The organism is Maricaulis sp., assembly GCF_030149425.1.
GTDB lineage: Bacteria > Pseudomonadota > Alphaproteobacteria > Caulobacterales > Maricaulaceae > Maricaulis.
Map to the genome: position 1 here is coordinate 42,047 of NZ_JASBRQ010000078.1, position 21,988 is coordinate 64,034.

General features: G+C 63.5%; 16 protein-coding genes. 7 read left to right on the top strand and 9 right to left on the bottom strand.

The window, feature by feature from the left end; translation table 11 throughout:
* Positions 1–114: 114 nt before the first annotated feature.
* The 7 genes from Q1V57_RS13690 to Q1V57_RS13720 are packed head-to-tail and all read right to left on the bottom strand — an operon-like array spanning position 115 to position 9,494.
* Positions 115–1,239, bottom strand: a complete 1,125-nt coding sequence (locus Q1V57_RS13690) for an acyl-CoA dehydrogenase family protein (RefSeq protein WP_300531973.1) — start codon at positions 1,237–1,239, stop codon at positions 115–117.
* Between the two features lie 9 nt (positions 1,240–1,248).
* On the bottom strand, positions 1,249–2,457 hold the full coding sequence (locus tag Q1V57_RS13695) for an acyl-CoA dehydrogenase family protein (RefSeq protein ID WP_300531976.1): 1,209 nt from the start codon (positions 2,455–2,457) through the stop codon (positions 1,249–1,251).
* A 12-nt stretch (positions 2,458–2,469) separates the two neighbouring features.
* Complete coding sequence (locus tag Q1V57_RS13700; RefSeq protein WP_300531978.1) at positions 2,470–3,270, bottom strand: TIGR03084 family metal-binding protein; 801 nt, start codon at positions 3,268–3,270, stop codon at positions 2,470–2,472.
* Positions 3,254–5,248 (bottom strand): acetyl-CoA carboxylase biotin carboxylase subunit, encoded by a 1,995-nt coding sequence (locus Q1V57_RS13705; protein WP_300531981.1) that lies wholly within the window; start codon positions 5,246–5,248, stop codon positions 3,254–3,256. The genes Q1V57_RS13700 and Q1V57_RS13705 overlap by 17 nt, the downstream gene beginning before the upstream one ends.
* A 2-nt stretch (positions 5,249–5,250) precedes the next feature.
* Positions 5,251–6,069 (bottom strand): enoyl-CoA hydratase-related protein, encoded by an 819-nt coding sequence (locus Q1V57_RS13710; protein WP_300531984.1) that lies wholly within the window; start codon positions 6,067–6,069, stop codon positions 5,251–5,253.
* 9 nt (positions 6,070–6,078) lie between these two features.
* A complete protein-coding gene (locus Q1V57_RS13715) occupies positions 6,079–7,701 on the bottom strand; it encodes a carboxyl transferase domain-containing protein (RefSeq protein ID WP_300531987.1) in 1,623 nt (540 codons plus the stop codon).
* Positions 7,698–9,494 (bottom strand): acyclic terpene utilization AtuA family protein, encoded by a 1,797-nt coding sequence (locus Q1V57_RS13720; protein WP_300531990.1) that lies wholly within the window; start codon positions 9,492–9,494, stop codon positions 7,698–7,700. The genes Q1V57_RS13715 and Q1V57_RS13720 overlap by 4 nt, the downstream gene beginning before the upstream one ends.
* Positions 9,495–9,588: 94 nt before the next feature.
* Here Q1V57_RS13720 and Q1V57_RS13725 point away from each other — a divergent pair, with 94 nt between their 5' ends.
* From Q1V57_RS13725 to Q1V57_RS13755, 7 genes are all read left to right on the top strand, one after another.
* Positions 9,589–10,731 carry an acyl-CoA dehydrogenase family protein gene (locus Q1V57_RS13725; RefSeq protein ID WP_300531992.1) on the top strand — a complete coding sequence of 381 codons (1,143 nt, stop codon included), beginning with the start codon at positions 9,589–9,591 and terminating at the stop codon, positions 10,729–10,731.
* 2 nt (positions 10,732–10,733) lie between these two features.
* A complete protein-coding gene (locus Q1V57_RS13730) occupies positions 10,734–11,402 on the top strand; it encodes a TetR/AcrR family transcriptional regulator (RefSeq protein ID WP_300531995.1) in 669 nt (222 codons plus the stop codon).
* A 76-nt stretch (positions 11,403–11,478) separates the two neighbouring features.
* Positions 11,479–13,092, top strand: coding sequence for an AMP-binding protein (locus tag Q1V57_RS13735; protein WP_300531997.1), 1,614 nt, complete (start codon positions 11,479–11,481; stop codon positions 13,090–13,092).
* Between the two features lie 93 nt (positions 13,093–13,185).
* On the top strand, positions 13,186–14,253 hold the full coding sequence (locus Q1V57_RS13740) for a hypothetical protein (protein ID WP_300532000.1): 1,068 nt from the start codon (positions 13,186–13,188) through the stop codon (positions 14,251–14,253).
* Positions 14,253–15,278 (top strand): galactokinase, encoded by a 1,026-nt coding sequence (gene galK / locus Q1V57_RS13745; RefSeq protein ID WP_300532003.1) that lies wholly within the window; start codon positions 14,253–14,255, stop codon positions 15,276–15,278. The genes Q1V57_RS13740 and galK overlap by 1 nt, the downstream gene beginning before the upstream one ends.
* The gene (locus tag Q1V57_RS13750; RefSeq protein ID WP_300532006.1) at positions 15,275–17,335 is read left to right on the top strand and encodes an alpha-galactosidase; all 2,061 of its coding nucleotides are present in this window, start codon (positions 15,275–15,277) and stop codon (positions 17,333–17,335) included. The genes galK and Q1V57_RS13750 overlap by 4 nt, the downstream gene beginning before the upstream one ends.
* A complete protein-coding gene (locus tag Q1V57_RS13755) occupies positions 17,335–19,275 on the top strand; it encodes a beta-galactosidase (protein ID WP_300532008.1) in 1,941 nt (646 codons plus the stop codon). The genes Q1V57_RS13750 and Q1V57_RS13755 overlap by 1 nt, the downstream gene beginning before the upstream one ends.
* Here Q1V57_RS13755 and Q1V57_RS13760 read toward each other — a convergent pair.
* Together Q1V57_RS13760 and Q1V57_RS13765 are read right to left on the bottom strand one after the other, a co-directional pair.
* Positions 19,272–20,711 carry an SLC5 family protein gene (locus tag Q1V57_RS13760; RefSeq protein WP_300532011.1) on the bottom strand — a complete coding sequence of 480 codons (1,440 nt, stop codon included), beginning with the start codon at positions 20,709–20,711 and terminating at the stop codon, positions 19,272–19,274. The genes Q1V57_RS13755 and Q1V57_RS13760 overlap by 4 nt on opposite strands.
* A 76-nt stretch (positions 20,712–20,787) precedes the next feature.
* On the bottom strand, positions 20,788–21,945 hold the full coding sequence (locus tag Q1V57_RS13765) for a serine hydrolase (protein WP_300532013.1): 1,158 nt from the start codon (positions 21,943–21,945) through the stop codon (positions 20,788–20,790).
* Positions 21,946–21,988 lie beyond the last annotated feature (43 nt).

Consider the following 21,988-nt stretch of genomic DNA (forward strand, 5'->3'; position numbering starts at 1 on the left):
CTACTGAAGCGGGCACCGGAATTGGCCACACGTAAGCGGTGAAACTGGCGTGTTTATAGCCCTATGGCAATCGCAAACTGGCAGGGCTGACGCAAGAAGAAACGATGACTGGCCTCAGCCCAGCAAGAGTTCCGCCAGAACCCGTTTATGGTGCGCTTCATCGCCGGTTTGCGCGCCGTGCCATATGGCGCGCCGCCGATGCAGCTGGGCGTCGCAGTCATAGGTAAAGCCAAACCCGCCATGGAACTGGATCGAGCGATCACCGGCCTGGCTATAAGCCTCCAGCGCCGCAACCTTGGCCATGCGCGTGGCGACTTCGCCTTCGCCCTGACGGTCGAAACAGTGCGCCGCGCTATATACGTGTGACCGGGCCTGCTCATACAAAACATAGGCATCGACCATGGGGTGTTTGAGCGCCTGGTAGGCCCCGATGGGTTTGCCGAACTGGGTCCGGGTGCGCAGGTAATCCAGCGTGTAATCGATCAGGGACAGATTGGCGCCGGCCATATCTGCTGCGGCCAGGAGATTACCGCTCAGCTGGATGTGCGCCAGGGTCGCTGCCGCACTTGCATCCGGCATTAAACGGTCGGCCGGCAGCTCGATCCCGTCCAGCGTCAGTTCGAAGCTCCGGCGGGTTTCATCGACAATGGTCTCGCGCCGCAGCGCCCCATCGGGAATATCCCCGGCTTCCAGCAGGACCAGAGCCGGACCGCCCTCATGCGTCACTGACACAATAATCAAGGCGGCCTCTCCGGCATCCGCGACAAGACGCTTGCGCCCTGAAAGCGCAATCGCGTCACCGGCCGGCGCGGCCGTGGACACCGGCGCGCTGATATCCCAGTCGCTCTCGGCTTCGAGCAGGGCCAGCGTCGCCGCCTCACCGGCGGCCAGGCGCGGCAACCGGGCTTGTTTTTGCGCCTCACTACCACCACTCAGCAAGGCCTGGGCCGCCAAGGTTGTTGAGACGAAAGGCGTATTGAGCAGATAACGCCCCATGGCCTCGGCCACCGGCACCACCTCAGCCAAGCTCAGACCGACACCCCCGTAATTTTCCGGAATGGCAATACCGAGCCAGCCCATCTCGCCGATCTCTTTCCAGATATCCGGATCGTAGCCGCGCTCATCGGTCAAAAGCGCACGCACCTTGTCGATCGGCGACCGGTCGCGGCAGAAATTCATCGCCACATCGAGGAGATCACCCTGTTCCTCGGAGAAGCCGAGTTCACCAAGCTTGTCCATGATCAACCCCTATCCCTTCGGCAGGCCGAGCGCGTGCTCGGCGATAATATTGCGCTGGATTTGCGACGTGCCCCCACCGATCGTGGCGGAGAAGGCGTTGAGATAGGCACGCATCCACAAACCATCGTCGACCGCATTGGGATCGCCGACATAATAACCGCCATCCACCCCGGTTAGCGAAACTGCGAACTCGTTGATGCGCCGGGCAAATTCCGTCGTCATCAGCTTCGAGGCCAAGGGGATGCCAAAGGGTTTGTCCTGATTGAGCGGCGGCACGGCCAGGCGCTGACGGCACAGCGCGTTGGATTGGATTTCAATGATGAAATCGACCAGCTTGTCCTTGAGCACCGGATCATCGATGGCCGGTTTGCCGCCGCGTTTGACCCGGCGAGCCAGGTCGACGACGTCAAAGGCGTTCTGTTCGGTGATGATATAGCCCCCGGCCTGGCCACCACGCACGCCGCGCTCGTATTCGAGCAATTGCATGGCAAAGGTCCAGCCTTGGCCTTCCTGGCCCATCAAACCGTCCGCCGGAATGCGCGCTTCATCGAAAAAGGTCTGGGTGAACCCGTACTCGCCAGTGAGCTTTCGGATCGGCGTCGTCTCCACGCCCGGCACCCGCATCGGCGCCAGGAAGAAGCTCAGCCCGTCATATTTGCGCGGCGCATCCGGGTCTGTCCGGGCCAGAAGGATCATGTATTTGGCGTAATTGCCCTGGGTCGTCCAAATCTTCGACCCGGTGACAACATACTCATCGCCATCACGCACGGCGCGGGTCTGGGCATTGCCTAGATCGGACCCGTTTTCGGGCTCCGAGAAGCCTTGGCACCAGATATCTTCGGCCGAGAGAATGCCCTTGAGGTATTTCGACTTTTGCTCCTCGGTACCGATGTCCAGCAGCATCGGTCCGGTCCAGTTGAGACCGATCGCATTGAGCATGATCGGTGCATCATGCTTGCGCATGGCCGCGGTGGCCGCACGCTGGAACGCCTCGTCGAGACCGCCACCGCCATAGGCCTTGGGCCAGGCCGCTCCGAGATATCCGGCCTCCCAGACCTTGTTCTGCCAGTCGCGCAGAAACTCGAATTGCTGGTCTGTACCGACTTCCATGAAGGTGAGCGGCAGGCGGAAGCCCGGGTCCTTGACGGTATTCTCCGCGAACCAGGCCTCGGCCCCGGCGGCGAATTCTGCCAATTCCTTTTGATCAACGGCGCTCATCGCCCTCTCCTCTTAATGCTGGCTGGTCCGGGTGAAGCGCTCACCCGGCTTGGGCGGCGTCGCTGGTGGTCCGGCAAAACACTGCGCCTTGGACATCCAGTCGGTGGCGATCTCGCCGCTCACGTTCAGCCCTGTATCTTTGACATTGCGGGTCTGGGTGACGACTTGGCAGAAGTCTTCGGCCAGACCTTCGATCAGCCCGCTTTCGCCCGCCTCGCCATGGGTCCAGACCGCGCCGGACGGAGCGGTGAGCACGAGTTGCGGCATCGGACCGGGCGGTTCAGCGCCATGCGCCATATAGGTCCAGCGATAGGTATTGACCCCCAGCACGACGATACCGCGGATACGGTCGGCATTGGCCCGCACCACACCGAGCTCGTCGTATACCTCCTGGCCGTGGGCCCAGGTCTCCATCAGTCGCGCCGTGATGGACGAGCGCGCACTCATGCTCGGCCCGACCCATTTCAAACGCTGTTTCGGATCTGCCCCGGCAAAGGCATCGGCAAGGCTTTCCGCGCCCGCGATCCAGGCGGCCAGCAGCCCGGCCCCGCTCAACCCGTCCAGGAGCTCCGCTTCAAAAACTCGCAGCTTGCCTTCCAGCTCGATCAGGCTGGCGAATTGGCGCTCGATCTCTGCCTCATCGCTAAGCTGCAGAGCCGCCATCTTGTTCCAGACATGCAGGTGCTGGAGCACGTCATTGATACTCCAGCCCTTGAATTGGGTCGGCGCAGTGAATCGCTCCGGGTCAATCGGCTCCAGCAGGGCATGCAGAGCGCGGGACTCGGCGCGGAAATCATCAGCTTCCTGCATCATCAGCCTCCGTATCAATGGTCAGGATCAAATCCCCGGCCGCGAGCTGAGCGCCCTCCTGCGCCGCGACCGTCTTGACCACACCGGCGACCTCGGCGGTCAGCTGGTGCTGCATCTTCATGGCTTCCAGAACCGCCAGGGTGTCGCCGGGTTTGACCAGGTCCCCGGGCTTGGCCGACAGCGCGATCAACACCCCATGCATGGCCGCCACCAGATCGCCGCTTCCAGCCTCGGCTGACCCGCTCTCCAGCAGGGCGGCGCGGTTTTCGAAAGCAAATGCCCGGGCCCCGGCCTGCAGAAAGACCCGGCCCGGTCCATCGGGCCGCCAGACCACAAGGCGCGGCGTGTCGTCGACACTGAGACGGACCTCCCCGGGCGCGCCATCCCGCAGAACGACCCGGTGATCACTATCCGGCCCACGAACCTCGTAGACACCGTCGCCGTGCGGAACGACCTGCAGGGTTCCGGCGCCGAAATCGGCGATCGAGGGCCGCGGCAGCGAGCTCGACCAGTCGAGCAGCTCATCGGGAATGTCGAGGGACGCAGAGCGCGCCTGATCACGCCCCGATACGCGCAGCAAGACCGCCGCAATCGCACTGTCCGCCGACGATGGCAGCACCGTATCAACACCGGTTTCGGACCAGTTTTCCGCAATAAAGGCCGTCGTGGCCGCGCCCTCGGCAAAGTCAGATCGGGTAATGGCATCGGCGAGAAAGGCCTGGTTGGTCGGGACACCGAACAGGGTGGTACGCTCAATCGCCCCGGCCAGACGCCGCAAGGCAATCTCCCGGGTTTCACCCCAGGCCAGGATTTTCGCCACCATGGCATCGAAATAGGGCGAAACCTCTCCGCCCGTTGCGATCCCGTCATCACAGCGCACCCCCTCGCCGGCGGGCGCTTGCCAGTAAGCGATGGGACCGGTTGCGGGCTGGAAATCCTGTGCCGGATCCTCGGCATAGAGGCGGGCCTCGATGGCATGTCCCTGCAGCGCCACATCCTCCTGGGCGAGCCCCAGCGGCGCGCCTTCAGCGACGCGTAATTGCAACGCCACCAGGTCGAGCCCCGTCACCATTTCGGTGACCGGATGCTCAACCTGCAAACGGGTATTCATTTCAAGGAAATAGAAGTTCTGCTCGGCATCGAGCAGGAATTCCACCGTACCGGCGCCGAGATAATCGACCGCCTGCGCCGCCTGGATCGCCGCTGCTCCCATGGCCGCCCGCAGCTCCGGCGTCATCACCGGGCACGGCGCCTCCTCGAAGACTTTCTGGTGCCGGCGCTGAACCGAGCAATCGCGCTCGCCGAGATGGATGGTGTGACCCTGAGCGTCGGCGAACACCTGGATCTCGACATGGCGTGGCCGCTCGACCAGCTTTTCCAGGATCAACTCTCCGGACCCAAAGGCGTTTTCAGCCTCCGACCGGGCCAGGGCCAGGGCCGGGGCCAGATCGGTGTCACGGTCGACCCGGCGCATCCCCCGCCCGCCACCGCCGGCGGCGGCCTTGACCATGACGGGAAATCCGATCGCCTTGGCCGCCTGGCTGAAACGCGCCGGGTCCTGGTCCTCGCCCTCATAACCGGGAATGCACGGCACACCGGCCTCGATCATCGCCCGCTTGGCCCGGGCCTTGTCGCCCATGACTTCAATGGCGTGGGCCGATGGACCGATGAAAACCAGCCCGGCGGCGGCGACAGCCTGGGCAAAGGCCGCATTCTCCGACAGGAAGCCATAGCCCGGATGAATGGCATCGGCGCCCGACCGCTTCGCGGCCGCCAGGACCGCCTCGGCATTGAGATAGCTTTCCCCGACAGGGGCCGGCCCGATACGCACCGCGGTGTCTGCGAAAGCGACATGGGGCGCCTTGGCGTCGGCGTCGGAATAGACCGCTACCACCTGCATCCCCAATTGCCGCGCGGTCCGCATGATGCGCAGGGCGATTTCACCGCGATTGGCGACAAGCAGGGTCTGGATATTGGCCATGCTCAGCCCTCCTCAGCCCAGCGCGGCTTGCGCTTTTCAAGGAAGGAGGCAATGCCTTCGCGGCCTTCCTCGCCGAGCAGACGACCGGCGAAATTGCGCGCCGCAGCCTCGATCTGAGCCTCGCGGTCAAGCGTTGGAAGGTCGAGGATGAGACGCTTGATATCCGCCACCGCGCCCGGCGCACATTTGAGCACCTGACGGCGGATACCTGTTTCAATGTCGTCAAGCGCCTCGACGCCCTCAGCGACGAAGTCGGCGAGGCCGAGCGCTTCGGCACCGGAGCCGTCAAAACGGGCCGCGGTCAGCATCAGGCGCCGCCCCGTCGAATAGCCCAGCTTGCGCACGACAAAGGGCGCGATCTGCGCCGGAGTGAGCCCGATAGCGGTCTCGGTGAACGCGAAACGCGCACCGGATTCGACCAGAACCACGTCCGCACAACAGGCCAAACCCAGCCCGCCGGCCATCGCAGCCCCCTCGATCGAGGCGATCACGACCTGGGGCATGGTATCGACAAGGTCGAAAATCTCGGCGCCGGACTTCGACAGCGCAACCACGCCCTCCACCGGATCGTCGCTGGCCCCCGATTGGTGCCCGGACTGGAAAGCCTTGAGATCACCGCCAGCGCAAAAAACGCCACCGCGGCCGCGCAAGGTTATCCCGCGAACTGACCGGTCATCACGGACATCCTGGAGCACAGCTCGCAACTCCGCCGTCAGCTCTGCGCTGAGCGCATTACGGCTGTCGGGCTGGTTGAACCAGATAGTCAGCCAGCCCTTGTCGAAGTCCAGTTCCAGCGCCTGGGTCGGCGGAAAATCTCGCATCCTATCCCCCTACATCCGAGCAATGCCGAAGCTGTTCGGCCGCACCGATCGGTGACGAGCCTCCCAGACTGTCGCCAGCAGGAAACCGAGTGCCTTGCGAGTGTCACGCGGGTCGATCATGCCGTCATCGGTCTCATGGCCGGAGGTGTAGAACGCGCCGGACTGGCCATCGAACATCTCCTTGATGAAGGCTTCCTGCTGCGCCAATTGCTCGCGATCCGGTTCCACACCGGCGGCTTTCGCAGCGCCTTCGGCAACGATCGACATCACGGTTGCGGCCTGTGCCCCACCCATCACGCCGGTCGCTGCATTGGGCCAGGAATAAACGAAATCAGGACCGAAGCCCTGGCCGCACATGCCGTAATTGCCGGCACCAAAGCTTGCACCGATCATGAAGGTCAGGCGCGGCACCTCGATATTGGTCACGGCCTGGATCATCTTCGATCCATGCTTGATCATCCCGGCCTGCTCATACTCGGTGCCGACCATGTATCCGGTGGTGTTCTGCAGGAAGACGACCGGGGTGTCGGCCTGATCCATCAACTGCATGAATTGCGCAGCCTTGGTCGCCCCGTCCGGGTCGATCGGCCCGTTATTGCCGATCAGGCCGCAGCGATAGCCCATGACGCTGGCCTGCATGCAGACCGTGGATACGCCATAGCGGGGTTTGAAATCGGAAAAGTCCGAGCCGTCGACAACCCGCGCCACCACCTCGCGAACATCATAAGGGATACGATAATCGACCGGGACAATGCCGGCGATCTCGTCCGGGTCATACAGCGGTGGATCGAAGTCGCGCTGCTCGGGCCGGGGGCAGCGGCTATTCCAGCGCAGGCGCTCCACCACCTCGCGGGCCATCAGCACCGCTTCGCCATCATTCTCGGCGAGATATTCCACCAGGCCGGATGTTTCAGCATGCATGTCCGCACCGCCCAACTCGGCCTCGGTCGCGATTTCCCCGGTGGCTGCCTTGAGCAGAGGCGGTCCGGCGAGGAAGGCCTTGCCGTTTTCTTTGACGGCGATGACGTAATCGCTCATCCCGGGCATATAGGCGCCGCCCGCGGTTGAAGACCCGTGCAAAATGGTGATGACGGGAATGCCCGCCTTGGACAGTTTTGCCTGACCGGCGAACAGGCCGCCACCGCGGACAAACCCCTCGACCGTGTAATTGATCAGATCGCCGCCGGCGCTTTCGACCAGATGCACGAAGGGCAGTTTCTGCTCCAGCGCAATCTGCTCGGCGCGCATGATCTTCCAACCGGTCCCGCCCATGATGGCACCGCCCTTAATGCCGCTATCATCGACCAGGATCATGCAACGCACACCGCGGATAAAACCGATCCCGGCAATCATGGTGGAGCCGGGAATGGAGCGCTCTTCGGGCTGTTTGTCGGCCAGATATCCGGTGAGGTTGCCCAGCGACATCCAGGGCATACCCGGATCGAGCAGGCGCGCGAGGCGTTCACGCGGGGTCAGCTGGCCGCGAGCCTCGAAGCGCGGCTTGCGCTTTTCCGATATCGCCCCGGCCCGGCTGTTGAGCTCGTCCAGCTTGGCGATCAGGCCAAGCATGTCGGCCCGGTTCTTCTTGAAACTCTCCGAGCTGGTGGAGATGCGGGATTTGAAGACACTCATAAATAGGCCTCCGCCAGATCCGCCGGAAGCGCGACGGGGATTTGCAGCAGGATCTGGCCATAGGCCTTGCCCTGGGGATCATTACGCAGGCTGGCGACACCGCCGCCGCCGAGCACGTCGTGAAGCAACACATTCATGGCACCGGTCCCGGGCATGAAATAGCGATCCACACCGCCCTCGAGATAATGTCCGAAGCGCGCCCGCAAGGTCTGATCGTCGAGCGCCGCCCAGATCCAGGGTGCCAGCGCCGGGTCGCGGGGCAGGACACCGATATTGGCCTTGTCTCCCTTATCCCCCGAGCGGGCCCAGGCGAGCCGGTGCAGCGGCAGCATCGTCGTGCCGGCCGCGCCAGGAGATGCCGGTTCGTAATGCGGGATATCGGTCGCGTTGATCGCCGCACCCCGCCCCATCCCCACAACAATGGACTCGCCTTCGAAATGCACGACCGGCGTCACCTCATTGCGCGGCAGGAGGAAGGAAAACAGGCGCACCACCGGGGAGGGTTTTGGGCGGTTGCCGGAAAACCCTGAGAGCCCCGGCGGCGCTGCCAGCGCCAGGCCAATCGATTCCCGCAGCACCAGCCCGGCGGCCAGCGCGTCAGCATGTTTGACTGCCAGCTTCACCGCGACGTCCTTGGCGTCATCCCGGGTCAGAGCGTCGCCATACGCGCTGCCATCGCCGACGACTTCGATCAGGGTCTCGCTGTAATCCGGTGCGCCAAAGGCCTTCAGCTTGCGCCGTGCGCGCGCCAGGGCTGTTTCAGCAAAGCAGCGGGCTGCGCGGGCCGCCCCCTCACCGACGTAGAAAAAGGTCGAGCCGGCCCGCCAGCCATCCTGGAAGGTAACGGACACTTTGAGATGGTCTGGAGCCGCGCGCCCCTTTGTGCCCGAGACAGCGATACGGTCCGGCCCGATCTCATTCAGCTCGACCCGGGTGAAATCGCAGACCACGTCAGGCAGAATGTAGGCGCCGGGATCACCGATCTCATAGAGTATCTGCTCGCCGACCGTTGCGGTGGTAACCGCCCCGCCTGTGCCCTCGGGCTTGGTGATGACGACCGAGCCATCCGCCGAAATCTCCGCGATCGGGTAGCCGATATCGAGCAGGGTTTCCGCCAGGTCTTCCCAATCGGTATAATTCCCGCCTGTCGCCTGCGGACCGCACTCAATGATGTGGCCAGCCAAGCTGCCGGCTGCCAAACGGTCCCAGTCCTGCAAATCCCAATTGAAAGCGTGCAGGCAGGCGCCCAGCGTCACGGCACTGTCCACACCCCGCCCGGTGATGACGATATCAGCGCCGCGGCGAAGCGCTTCGGCCACGGGTGCGGCGCCAAGATAGGCATTGATCGAGGCGATCGATTTCGCATCCGGGAAGGCCTCGCCGGTGAACATCTCGACATGCCCGCTACCGGCCAGCTCTGCCGCGCGGTCCATCAGGTCATCACCGGTCACGACCGCCACCTTGAGATCGACACCAGCCTCAGCGACAGCCGCCTCGACCGCCCGGGCACAGGCGAGCGGGTTCATGCCGCCAGCGTTGGAGATGATCTTCACGCCCTGCCGGGCGATCTCGGGCAGGTTGGGTTTGAGCACAAAGTCGACGAAATCGGGTGCATAGCCTTTGCCAGGGTCCTTGGCCCGGGCCCGGGCCATGATCGACAGCGTAATCTCGGCCAGGTAATCGAACACGATATAGTCGAGACCGCCGGCCTTGAGGAATTGCGGCAGCGCCATATCGGACTCGCCCCAAAAACCGCTGGCACCGCCGATCCGGATCATCGCCTTTTCCGCCACCACAGCCTCCCACGCCGATTGACAAAACAATGAGATCATCTCAGCCTGAGACCGTCAACCGTCAATCATAGTGCAACGGCCGCAGGAGAGAGGCATGGACAACCCGTTCGATACGGAAGAACGCCGCGCCTTTCGCGAGACCGTCCGGCGCTTCGTGGCCGAAGACATCACGCCCTTTGTCGATCAGTGGGACGAGCAGGGCGCAGTCCCGCAGGAACTGCATGAGAAAGCCGGTGCGCTAGGCGCATTCGGCTTCGGCACCGAAGAAAAATGGGGCGGGCTTGGGTTTGATGATTGCTTCATGCGCGCAGCCTGGGGCGAGGAGATCGCCCAGTGCGGCGCGGGCGGTGTAGCCGCCTCACTCGGTGCCCGCTCGATTTCGATCAAGCCTATTCGTGACCTGGCCCCGGATTCGATCCGCGAACGGGTGCTGCCTGAGATCATCTCAGGTCGTAAATCGTCCAGCCTGGCCATCACTGAACCTTCCGGCGGCTCCGATGTCGCCGGCATGCAGACCACGGCCCGGCGTGACGGCGATGATTATGTGCTCAACGGGCAGAAGACCTTCATTACCGGCGGCATGATCAGTGACTATTTCGTCGTCGGCGCGCGCACGGCACCAGGGCGGCTGGACGGTATTTCACTCTTCTTCGTCGAGGCGGATGCACCCGGATTTTCACGCACCGAGATCGACCGGAAGATGGGCTGGTGGTGCTCGGACCAGGCGACACTTTACTTCGAAGATTGCCGCATTCCGGCCAGCGCGCTGCTCGGACAAGAAAACCGCGGCTTCCTCTCCATTGTCGATAATTTCAACGGCGAGCGCATCGGCCTGATCGCCGGCATGCTGGGCGCCATGAAACTGTGCCTGAATGAGTCCATAGCGTGGGCCCGTGACCGTGAGACCTTTGGCAAGCCTCTGATCCAACACCAGGTTATCCGGCACAAACTGGCCGAAATGTCGGCCCGCACCGATATGATAGAAGCCTATCTCAACACGATTTGCTGGCAGGTGAATGAGGGCCGCACTCCGGTCGCGGAGATTTCCAAGGCGAAATTCTCCGCATCCAAAGCGCTGGAATACTGCGCCTCCGAAGCGATGCAGATTCTCGGCGGTGCCGGATATCTGCGCGGGCACCCGGTCGAGCGCGTCTACCGGGAAGTGAAGGTCCAGGCGATCGGCGGCGGCTCGGAAGAGATCATGCGCGACCTCGCCGCGCGCCAGATGGGCTTGTAAGCATGACAGACAGCACAAGCCGCAACAGCCGGACAACAGAACGTCGTGACGCCATTTTGAGCGCGGCGCGCGAAGTTTTCATCGAACATGGCTTTGAGGATGCCAGGGTCGCCGAGATCGGCCGCCGCGCCGGTATCGCGGAAGGCACGGTTTATCTCTACTACAAGACCAAGACCGCCCTGATGGAAGCCGTTCTGGCGGATTTCTGGCAAGACCTGACCCAGGGCGCACGCGACACCACCGCCCGGCATAGCGCACCGCTTGAACGGCTGCGCGCGCTGGCAGACTACCATTTGACCGGCGTTATCCGCGACCTGCCCTTCCTCGACCTCGCCGCCAAGCTGCGCAAGGCCTACAGCGTCGACCCGCAAACCCGGGACCGGCTACGCGCCTATGTCGCCGTCTTTGATGATATCTACCAGTCCGGTGCGTCCACCGGCGTGTTCCGCGACGACCTTCCGCTGTGGATTCCGCGCGACATGTTCTACGGCACGCTGGAATATTCCGCCCGCACCATCGCCCTGCGTGAAGCCGAACGGCCAACCGGCGTGGTGGATAATCTGATCCAGGCCTTCCAGCGCACCTACGGTCCCGCGCCTGCAGAAAGCCTGAGCGCAGCCCTGATTGAGCGGCTGGAACGCGCGGTGGAGAAAATCGAGCCAGAGCGGTGATGATTGAACCCGCGGCAGGCCATGGGCTTGATCCGGAGACGCCGGAAAGGCTCAATGCCGCGAAGGGGAGAACAACATGTATCAAGTCGAGCTGACGCAATCCTACTTTCCAGCCCAGGGCGGACCGGAACCGGCACCGCTGACGATCGGCGCCATGTTGCGCCAATCAACAGAGCGCGCACCGGACCAGGCAGCACTGGTCGAGCTCGGCTTTGACGGCCAGCCGGGCCGGTCCTGGAGCTATGCGCAATTGCTGGCCGAGAGCGAGCGCCTGGCCCGCGCCCTCGCTTCGCGCCATAGCGAAGGGGCCCGGATCGCCGTTTATGCCAATAATACGCCGGAATGGGTCCTGCTCGAACTCGCCTGCGGTCTCGCCGGCATCACCCTGGTAACGGTCAATCCGGCCTACCAGCCGCGCGAGCTGAAATATGTACTCGAACAGTCCCGGTCCGAGGCGATCTATTACGTGGCCGAATTCCGCGGCAATCCGATGCAAGAGATCGCCGACAAGGTTTGTGACGAGCTTCCGGCGATCAAGCATCGCATCCTGCTGACCGATCACGCCGCCATGTATGCGGGTGAGGATACCGGCGAGCTGCGCTCACCCAGCCCGCGCGATCCGGTGCAGATCCAGTACACCTCCGGCACGACAGGCTTTCCCAAAGGGGCCTTGCTGCACCATCACGGCCTGATCCAGAACGGCTTTGATGCGATGGCCCGCGGCGGCATGCGCCAGGGCGATGTCTTCGTTCACCACATGCCGCTCTTCCACACCACAGGCTGCGCCATTCTGGTGCTCGGCGGTCTGGCGACAGGCTGCACCATGCTGCTCGCCCCGGTCTTCGATCCGGGCATGATCGTTGCGGTGATGGAACGCGAGAAAACCCGCTTTGTGCTCGGCGTACCGACCATGCTGGTTGCTCTGCTCGAGGAAGTGCGCCGCTCCGGCCGGGACGTGTCCTCGGTGGCCCACATCATGGCCGGCGGGGCCATGGTGCCACCCCAGCTCTGCCGTGACGCCAAGGAGGTGTTCGGCGCCTCGATCCAGATCGTCTACGGCCAGACGGAAACCTCTCCCGTGCTGACCCAGGCCTGGCATGATGACAGCCTGGAAGACCTGACCGAGACCATCGGTCAGCCGGTGCAGCACACCGAGATTTCCATCCAGGACCTGCATACCGGCACCATCCTGCCGATCGGCGAACAGGGCGAGATCTGTGCTCGCGGCTACAGTGTCATGCTCGGCTATAACGACAATCCAGAAGCGACGGCGGCGACCATCGACAAGGAGGGGTGGCTGCACACCGGTGATCTCGGGCGCATGGATGCGCGCGGCTATCTCAAGATCACCGGCCGGGTGAAGGAGATGATTATTCGCGGCGGCGAAAACCTCTTCCCGGCGGAAATCGAGAACGCCATGCTCGAACACCCCGCCATCGCCGAGATCGCCGTGGTCGGCGTGGCGGACGAAAAATGGGGCGAGCAGGTCGCCTGTTTCTTCCGCACAGGCGAGGACACCGCTCTCAGCGCCGCCGATCTCAAGGCTTTTGTCCGCGAGCGCCTGTCACCGCAGAAGACACCGGCCTACTGGATCCAGGTTGAGGACTGGCCCCTGACCGGCTCGGGCAAGATCCGCAAGTTCAAACTGGCCGAAAGCTTCGAGGCCGGCGAGTTTGAACCGCTGAGCTGACCGGCAATCACGATGCGCGGAAGGGCGGCTGACCCATTGATCTTGCTGGCCTGACGCGGTCAATATCGCGTCAGGTTCGGCAGGGGGTTGAACATGCAAAACCGGTTGGCCGGACGAGCGCGCGATTTCTTCCGCCGCGACCACGAGAAGCGCGATGGCCGCACCCTCTCGCTCTACGGCTTCAGCCCCCATGAAGGCGAACCCGGTGAGGAATTTACCGATCCGGTCACGGCCAATGCCGAAATGCGCTACCACCCGCTGCGCCAGGAATGGACACTGTTCGCGCCGCATCGCCAGAACCGCACGTTCAAACCCTCCAAGGCCGCCAACCCGCTCGCCCCGGCCCGGCCCGGCGCACCGGTCACGGAAATCCCGTTTGCAGACTTCGAACTGGCGGTCTTCGGCAATCGCTTTCCCAGCCTGCACCCGCAAGCGCCTGAACCCGAAGCCGCACCCTGGACCGCGCGCCCGGCCAGCGGGCACGCCGAGGTCATCGTCTATTCGCCGGAAGATGAGGGCTCACTGGCTACACTCGGACAGGACCGCCGCGTCTTGCTGGTCGAAGCGCTGATCGACCGCTACCGGCAGCATTATGAGGCCGGCGCTGCCTATGTTCTGCCGTTTGAAAACCGCGGCGAGGCAGTCGGCGTGACCCTGCACCATCCGCACGGTCAGATTTACGCCTTCCCGGAGATCCCGGCACCGCAGGCGCGCGCCGAAACCGCCTTTGCCGCCGGTTATGACCTGGAAGCCGAGCGCCGCGCATGGGGCGCGGATTATGCGGTGAGCGAAGCGGGAGGCCTCTTTGCCTATTGCCCGCCCTGGTCCCGCTTTCCCTTCGAGACCTGGCTGTCAGCAGCGTCGCGCCAGCCGGGACCATGGGCGTTTTCGGCGGAAGAGGTGGAAGGCCTGGCGCAGCTCCTCGGCGAGATGTCTGCGCGTTATGACACGCTCTTCGACCAGCCGATGCCCTATATGATGAGCTTTCAGGCCGCCCCCCGAAAGACAGCCGGCCGGTTCCAGTTCAGCGTTCAATTCTACCCGATCCTGCGTGCCGCAGGGCGGCTGAAATACCTGGCCGGCGTTGAACAATCGACCGGCATTTTCACCGTCGACATCGACCCGCTGACCGCGGCGAAATCCTTGCGCGAGGCGGGCTGATGGGCAGTAGCTGGACGCCCGGCCGGGTCAATCTGATCGGCGAATGGATCGATTTCAACGGCGGACACGTGCTGCCGGCTGCCTTGCCGCTGGGCGTTACGGTGACGCTCCGCGCGGACCATGGCGAGACCGACACGGTGACATCGGCCCAGTTTGACGGCGTCAGCGACGCTGCGCTCGATGCTCCGGCCCGCGGGGATTGGGCGGACTATGTCTTCGGAGCCCTGCAGGCCGCCCGGCGACAGGGCTGGCTCGATAGCGGGGCCACGGTTTGTCTGGACAGCGACATTCCTGCTGGCGCGGGCGTCTCATCCTCGGCGGCCGTGACCGTCGGCGTGCTCAAGGCCGCAGCACCGCCCGGCACTGATCCGACCCGTCTTGCCACCTTGGCCCGGGAGGTCGAGAACCAGTTTGTCGGCGTGCCCTGCGGGATCATGGACCAGATGGCAGTGGCCCATACCGGCCCCGGTGAAGCGCTGGCGCTGGACACGCGCAGCCTGGGCTTTGAACGCCTGCAGTTTCCGCCGGGCTGGCGCTTCGCGGTGCTTCACTCCGGCGTTGATCGCAAGCTGGCCGATGGCCGTTATAGCGCGCGCCGGGATGCCTGCCTGGCAGCGGCCAACACCCTCAAGGTCGATTATTTATGCGACGCCCAGGATCTGACCGCACTGCCACTGGAACTCCAGCCCATAGCGCGCCACGTCATCAGCGAGAACGCGCGCACCCTCGATGCCATCACCGCACTCAAGGCGGACGATCACACGCAGTTCGGCGCCCTGATGGAGCAATCGCATGCCTCCCTGCGTGATGATTTCCGGGTCTCCACACCGGAGATCGACGCACTGGTCGCCAATGCCATCGCCGAAGGCGCCCCCGGCGCACGCCTGACCGGAGCAGGGTTTGGTGGATGCATTGTGGCCTTCCTGCCCGAAGGTGCGGATGAGACCTGGACCAGAGACCTGCTGGCCCGACACCCCAAGGCCTGGCTTGTCGCCGCGGTTGGCGGCGCAAAGGAGCGAACATGACCAAGTTGCAGCTGGACGGGGATATCAGCGCGGTGGTCCTGGAACAGGCCGAGACGGGCTCTGTCCACTTCAACTGGATCGCGCAAAAGGCCCTGGCCGGGATGACCCCGCCCGCGGTGTTCCAGCGCCTTCCGGCAAGTCCCGACATCCCCGCCGGGCCCAGCCTGATGCCCGAACATGGGAGCGGGTTTCACGGCATCGCCCAGATCGAGGCGCATTGCACAGCCACGCAGCGGCGCGTGCGGCTGGGCCGGCCGGTGCTTGAAGACAAAGGCAGTAGCCTATGCGTTACCGCGCGCGACGCGGCGCTCGGGATCGAGGTCGCAACCGCGTTCAGCTTCAGCGGCGATGCGCTTGTTGTGAACACCACACTCACACACACCGGCAACAGCCCGATCGATATTCGCCGAGCCGCAAGCGCCTTGCTGCCGGCACCCGACTGGGCCGCTGAAATCATCACCCATTCGGGAGCCTGGGGCCGGGAAGGCCATGAAGAGCGGCGCAAATGGGATACCGGCCGGATCGAGCAACTCGGCCGTGGCGGACGCCCCGGTTTTGACGGCGGACCGACCCTCAGCCTCACAGAACCTGCGGGCTGCGAAATCCGGGGTCGCTGGCTCACCTTGCATCTCGCCTGGTCCGGCCCGTTCACCCTGGCCGCTGAAAGGGCGACCGATGGCAGCGCCCAGATCCTGGCGGAGCGGCGTTTTGCGCCGGGCGAGATCCGGCTCAACCCCGGTGCCAGCATGGCGCTACCGGAGGCTATGCTGGCGCTCTCCGGGACCGGCCGCAATCAGATGCGCACGACACTGAACACGGCCCTGCGCAAGACCGGCCGCACCCTTGTCAGGCCAGTTCATTTCAACACCTGGGAAGCCCGTTATTTCGAGGTCGATGAAGCGAGCTGCATCGCCCTCGCGAAGGACGCCGCAGCGCTGGGTGCAGAGCGTTTCGTGCTTGATGATGGCTGGTTCAAGGGCCGCAGGAATGATCAGACCAGCCTGGGAGACTGGACGGTCGACACCGCCCAATTCCCCAACGGGCTTGGCCCGCTGATCGACGCAGTCAAGACGGCGTGCATGGAGTTTGGCCTGTGGCTGGAGCCGGAAATGGTCAGCCCCGATAGCGATCTTTACCGGGCCCACCCGGACTGGGTGCTGGGCTGGCCAGACGCGCCGCTGGCGACCGGGCGCAACCAGCTGGTGCTCGACCTGGCTTTGCCGGAGGTCTGCGACCATCTTTTTACCAGCATCGCCGCGCTGCTTGATACCTATGAAATCGGCTATCTGAAATGGGACTGCAATCGCGATCTCTATCCGGCCACGCGCGACGGCGTTGAACGTCCCGGGGCGCAAACCGAAGCGCTATACAGCCTGCTCGACCGGCTGCGGGCGGCCTATCCGGTGGAGATTGAAAGCTGCGCCAGTGGCGGCGGCCGTATCGATGCCGGAATTGCCCGCCGGACCGACCGTTTCTGGGCCAGTGACGCGACTGATGCCATCGACCGGCTCAGGATCCAGCGCGCCGCCGGCCTCATCATGCCGCAGGAGCGCCTCGGCTGCCATGTCGGCCCCAGCCCCAATCCGATGACCGGTCGCCAGCTCCCCATGAGCTTCCGGGTTTTGGCCGCCTTCTTCGGCCATTTCGGTATCGAGGCCGATCCGGCGCGTTTCAGCGACACCGAGCGCGCCATCCTGAAGCGCGGCATCGACCTTTACAAAGCCCATCGCCACTGGATGCATGCCGGTCAGCTCGTCATGGCCAGCGATCCGGCCGATGATCCGGACGTGCAGATCGTAATCTCGGATGATCAATCCCGGGCGCTTGTCCGCATCATGCGGACAGACACGCCGAAACGCCCGCTGCAACCGCGCTTGCGCTTGACCGGGCTCGATCATGATACCTGCTACTCCCTGGTAGAATTTGCCCTCGAGGGCGAACCTGTTGAATGGCCATTAGGTGAATACAGCGGTCTCGGATTGATGACGGAGGGGCTTAACCTCGACCCGGGCCGAGCCTTGACCGGACGGCTGATCTATCTCGAAAGGACAGGCTGATGCGCCTCGGTGTCTGCTACTATCCCGAACACTGGCCGCGCGAACGCTGGGCCGCAGATGCCCGCCAGATGGCCGAGCTGGGCATCAGCCATGTTCGCATCGGCGAGTTTGCCTGGGCCCGCTTCGAACCGGAACCGGGACGCTATGACTGGGGCTGGTTCGATGACGCCATCGCGACCCTGCACGCCGCCGGCCTGAAACTCATCCTTGGCACCCCCACAGCGACCCCGCCGAAATGGCTGGTTGATCGCGACCCGTCCATGCTGGCGGTCGACGCCGATGGCCAGGTCCGCGGCTTTGGCTCGCGGCGGCATTATTGCTTCTCCAGCGCCAGCTATCGGGCCGAATGCCGGCGCATCGTCACGGCCATGGCGGAGCGCTATGGCGAACATCCCGCCGTGGTGATGTGGCAAACCGACAATGAATATGGCTGTCATGACACGGTGGAGAGCTATTCCGGCAGCGCCCGTGAGGCCTTCCGCGACTGGCTGGCAGCCCGCTATGGCGGTGTCGCTACCCTCAACGCGGCCTGGGGCAATGTCTTCTGGTCGATGGCGTATCGCAGTTTCGACGAAGTCGACCCGCCTGTCGGCACCGTTACCGAACCCAACCCGTCTCATGTCGTGGATTATCAGCGCTTTTGTTCCGACCAGGTCGCCAGCTTCAATGCCGAACAAGTCGAGATATTGCGCCGGCTCAGCCCGGGGCGTGAGATCACGCACAACTTCATGGGCGCCTTCACGGCTTTTGATCATCACAAGGTCGGCGGCGATATCGATCTGGCGACATGGGACAGCTATCCGCTGGGCTTCCTCGATATGTCGCCCTTTCCTGAGGACATGAAGCAGCGCTATCTGCGCCAGGGACATCCTGACTTCCAGGCGTTTCACCACGACCTCTATCGTGGCTGTTCGGCCAAATGGGGGGTGATGGAACAACAGCCCGGTCCGGTGAACTGGGCCCCGAACAATCCGGCACCGCTCGACGGCATGGTGCGGTTATGGAGCCTTGAAGCGTTTGCTCACGGCGCTGATCTGGTGAGCTGGTTCCGCTGGCGGCAATGTCCTTACGCGCAGGAACAGATGCATGCAGGCCTGTTGCGGGTCGATGCCGAGCCGGCTCCGGCATTCGCGGAAGCCAGGGCGGTGGCGCGCGATCTAGAAGCGATCAAGAATGAGGTAACGAAACCCGCCCGGGTGGCGCTGATCTGGTCCTATGACGGGCAATGGATTCACCACGCCCAGCCGCAGGGCGCGGGGCTCGACCTTTTACGCCAGAGTTTTGAAACCTACGCGGTCTTGCGGCGTTTGGGCCTCGACATCGACATTGTCTCACCCAGCGCAGAGCTCGGCGATTACGGGATGATCATCCTGCCCGGCCTGCCTCATCTCCCGGATGCGCTGATGGCCAGTCTTAAATCCAGTTCTGCGCAGATCGTGGCGCTGTGCCGGACAGGGTCGAAGACGCAGAGTTTCCAGATCCCGTCGAACCTCGCTCCGGGGGCCTTGCAGGACGTGCTCGACCTCAAGGTCACACGGGTTGAGAGCCTGCGCGAGGGGATTGTTGAACCGGTCGAGATGCACGGCGAGCAGCGGGGTGTGGAACGTTGGCGCGAAGCGGTGGAAACCACCCTGCCAGCACGGGCGCGCTATGCAGACGGCGAACCGTTCTGGATCCAGGATGGGACGGTGTCCTATCTGGCCGGCTGGCCGCAGACGGAGCTGCTGGGGCATATCCTCGCCACGCTCGCACTTGAGGCCGGTATCGAGCTGGTGCTCACCCATGAGGATGTACGCTTGCGCAACCTCGGCAATCTCCGTTTTGCCTTCAATTACGGGCCCGAAGCGGTCAGCCTGTCCGGCATGGCTCCGGACGGCGTCGATTATGTCCTCGGCGGACCGGACCTGGCGCCCGCTGGCGTGGCGGCCTGGCGCATCTAGCGCGGCAGGCCGACAAACTCTTCCCGATTGCCCAACACCAGCCGGTTGTAGACGAGCGCGATGGTGATCGAGGCAATAAGCGTGATCAGCATCAGGTGGATGTAGTGCAAGGGCGTCCACAGGAAGGTGAAACCGGCATAAAGCACCGTACCCGACAAGACGCCTGTCATGGCCGCGCCGGCACCGACATTGCGGAAGACCAGCCCGACGATAAAGGCCGACAGGATCGGCATCGACAACAGGCCGAAGAGTTGCTGCACCAGGTTGATGATGCTCTCAGCGCTTTGATAGATCGGGACCAGCGCGATCGAGCTGGCGACAAAGCCCAGCGTGATGATCATGTTCATGCGGCCGACATTCGGTGTTGAATCGAAATAGCTCTCATGAATGTCGAGCACGTAGAGCGTGGTCGAGGAGTTCAGGACCGAGTTGAAACTGGTCAGGACCGCTGCAGCAATCATGGCGGCGAAGGCGCCGGACAGCCAGGGCGGCAGCACTGCAGCGACAATCTGGCCGTAAGCCGCGTCACCGACATCGCCGAACAGCTTGTAGGCCGCAATGCCCGGGATCACCACGATCGCCGGGACGATCAGCAAGCGGATACCGGCCGCCGCGAGCACGCCCTTCTGGGCCTCTTTCAGGCTCTTCGCCGCCATGGCACGCTGGGTAATGGTCTGATTGGTGCTCCAGTAAAAAATCTGGATGAAGATCATCCCGGTGAGCAGGGTATGCCAGGGAATGGGCGAGTCATTATCACCGACCAGGGTCAGCCGTTCGGCGGGAATGCCCGAGAAGTCAAAATCGATGGCTTTCAAGGCCAGGACCACCACCAGGACCGCGACACCAAGCACGCCAACGCCTGAAATCGCATCCGACACGGCGACCGCACGCAGGCCCCCGAAAACCGCATAGGCCGAGCCGATCAGCGCCAGGGGTATGGCGAAAGTGAGGATCGGCCAGTCCACTCCGAACATGGATTTGAGGAATAGCGAGCCGGTGTAGAGCATCACGGGCAGGAAGACGATGACATTGCCCGCAAGGAAGAGAAAGGCAATCAAGGCCCTGATATTCTTATCGTTATAACGCTGCCCCAGAAGCTCCGTCGTGGTCCGGCAGTTATTCTTGTAATAGATGGGTAGGAAGACAAAGGCGAGGATGATCAACCCGGCGACGGCGGCAAGCTCCCACCAGGCGAGCAGCAGCATCTGATTGCCGTTCATGCCCACAAGCTGGTCCGTCGACAGATTGGTCAGCGTGATCGAACCCGCCACCAGGATCCAGCCCAGACTCCGGCCGGCCAGGAAATACTCGCTTTCATCGTCCGTCGCCGTCTTCTTCATCGCCGAGACCCGCCACCAGGTCAGCGCCCCGATGGCTATGGTAAGCGCAGCGAAAATACCCAGCTGCAACGGATCGAGCGCGAATGAATCGGTCATGAAAATCTCCCCCGGGCGAACCGTGGAGAATTTCCGCGCCCTTCACAAGGTGATGCAGCAAGAGATCTGTTGGGCGTCAGCCGGAAAACAGCCCCGCTACGGCCTGGGAAAGGGCCTGGGCAGAGGCGGGCGCGGCTTCATCTCCGACCAATTGCACGATCACCTGCCCGGAGCCCGGCCGGCACACCAGCATTTGCCCGCCATCACCCTCAGCATAGAAGCCAATGGCCGAGCCGGCTGCGCGCCGGGCGTCCGGCAAGCCGCGGCGCCAGGTATTGTCATGCCAAAGCTCGATTGCGCCTTCACGGCCCGAGCTCGACAGGGGCAAGAGCGCATCGGTCGCAGCGGCCAGCAATTCCTCGACGCTGTACCCGCTTCCCATCAATCCCGACATGCGTTCCAACACGGCCTCGTCGAGAGGTGGATCGGCGCTTTTCCAGGCCCCGACGACCTCCTCATCAATGGCGAAGCGCTCATCGGCCGGGTATAGGAGCCACCACAGCAAGCCATAATCCAGACGGGTGCGATGCGGGTCATCCGCCGCCGCGGGCGGTATGGGAGTGGTGGACCGCGCGCGCCAGTCAGCCGCAAGCAAGCGCTGACCGTGCCAGTGTCCGTCCCCGTTTATCAGGCGGCCGATATCTGCCAGCGCGCGTGGCGACAGGCGGCATCCGCTCATCCCCAGAGGATTGCCGGCCAGGTCGCTCTTCCAGTCCCAATCCGAAATCTCCAGCGGATCGAACAACAGTTCGCGTACAACATCGAGGAAGGGGGCCCCGGTCACGCGGCGAACGAATTCGGGCAAGAGATTGGTCGCAGCGTTGTTGTAGGCGAAACGCTGGCCAGGCTCCTCCACAAGATCGAGATCGAGCGCAAACCCAACCACATCTCCGGACGCGAAAACGGTTTCCGAATGTGCTGTGGCGTCGAGACCGGTCGTCTGGGCCATGAGTTGGCGCAGGGTTATGCCAGCCTTGGTCGTCTGCTTCCACTCGTCAAATATGTCACCAAGCAAAAGGTCGGCGTCACTGAGCAAGCCGGCATACTCAAGCCGGCCAAGCAGGACGGAAATCACCGACTTGGTGACAGATCTGAGGTCGAACAGATCTGGTGCCCGCGGCGAACGCCAATCAACCACCAGTGCGTCATGCTCGAAGACGACCAGCGCGTCACACACCGGCGATGACAGGTCCTGTATGAAGGCTTCGATCTTGGAATCGCTGGGCTGAGGCATGGCCGATAGCTTTGCTGCCCGCTTGCAAAAGAGCAAGCTGTGA

Bases quoted from the DNA above. Each gene is read 5' to 3' on its own strand.
- Q1V57_RS13690 (WP_300531973.1), bottom strand. From the start codon at position 1,239: ATGGACAAGCTTGGTGAACTCGGCTTCTCCGAGGAACAGGGTGATCTC.
- Q1V57_RS13695 (WP_300531976.1), bottom strand. From the start codon at position 2,457: ATGAGCGCCGTTGATCAAAAGGAATTGGCAGAATTCGCCGCCGGGGCC.
- Q1V57_RS13700 (WP_300531978.1), bottom strand. From the start codon at position 3,270: ATGATGCAGGAAGCTGATGATTTCCGCGCCGAGTCCCGCGCTCTGCAT.
- Q1V57_RS13705 (WP_300531981.1), bottom strand. From the start codon at position 5,248: ATGGCCAATATCCAGACCCTGCTTGTCGCCAATCGCGGTGAAATCGCC.
- Q1V57_RS13710 (WP_300531984.1), bottom strand. From the start codon at position 6,069: ATGCGAGATTTTCCGCCGACCCAGGCGCTGGAACTGGACTTCGACAAG.
- Q1V57_RS13715 (WP_300531987.1), bottom strand. From the start codon at position 7,701: ATGAGTGTCTTCAAATCCCGCATCTCCACCAGCTCGGAGAGTTTCAAG.
- Q1V57_RS13725 (WP_300531992.1), top strand. From the start codon at position 9,589: ATGGACAACCCGTTCGATACGGAAGAACGCCGCGCCTTTCGCGAGACC.
- Q1V57_RS13730 (WP_300531995.1), top strand. From the start codon at position 10,734: ATGACAGACAGCACAAGCCGCAACAGCCGGACAACAGAACGTCGTGAC.
- Q1V57_RS13735 (WP_300531997.1), top strand. From the start codon at position 11,479: ATGTATCAAGTCGAGCTGACGCAATCCTACTTTCCAGCCCAGGGCGGA.
- Q1V57_RS13740 (WP_300532000.1), top strand. From the start codon at position 13,186: ATGCAAAACCGGTTGGCCGGACGAGCGCGCGATTTCTTCCGCCGCGAC.
- galK (WP_300532003.1), top strand. From the start codon at position 14,253: ATGGGCAGTAGCTGGACGCCCGGCCGGGTCAATCTGATCGGCGAATGG.
- Q1V57_RS13750 (WP_300532006.1), top strand. From the start codon at position 15,275: ATGACCAAGTTGCAGCTGGACGGGGATATCAGCGCGGTGGTCCTGGAA.
- Q1V57_RS13755 (WP_300532008.1), top strand. From the start codon at position 17,335: ATGCGCCTCGGTGTCTGCTACTATCCCGAACACTGGCCGCGCGAACGC.
- Q1V57_RS13760 (WP_300532011.1), bottom strand. From the start codon at position 20,711: ATGACCGATTCATTCGCGCTCGATCCGTTGCAGCTGGGTATTTTCGCT.
- Q1V57_RS13765 (WP_300532013.1), bottom strand. From the start codon at position 21,945: ATGCCTCAGCCCAGCGATTCCAAGATCGAAGCCTTCATACAGGACCTG.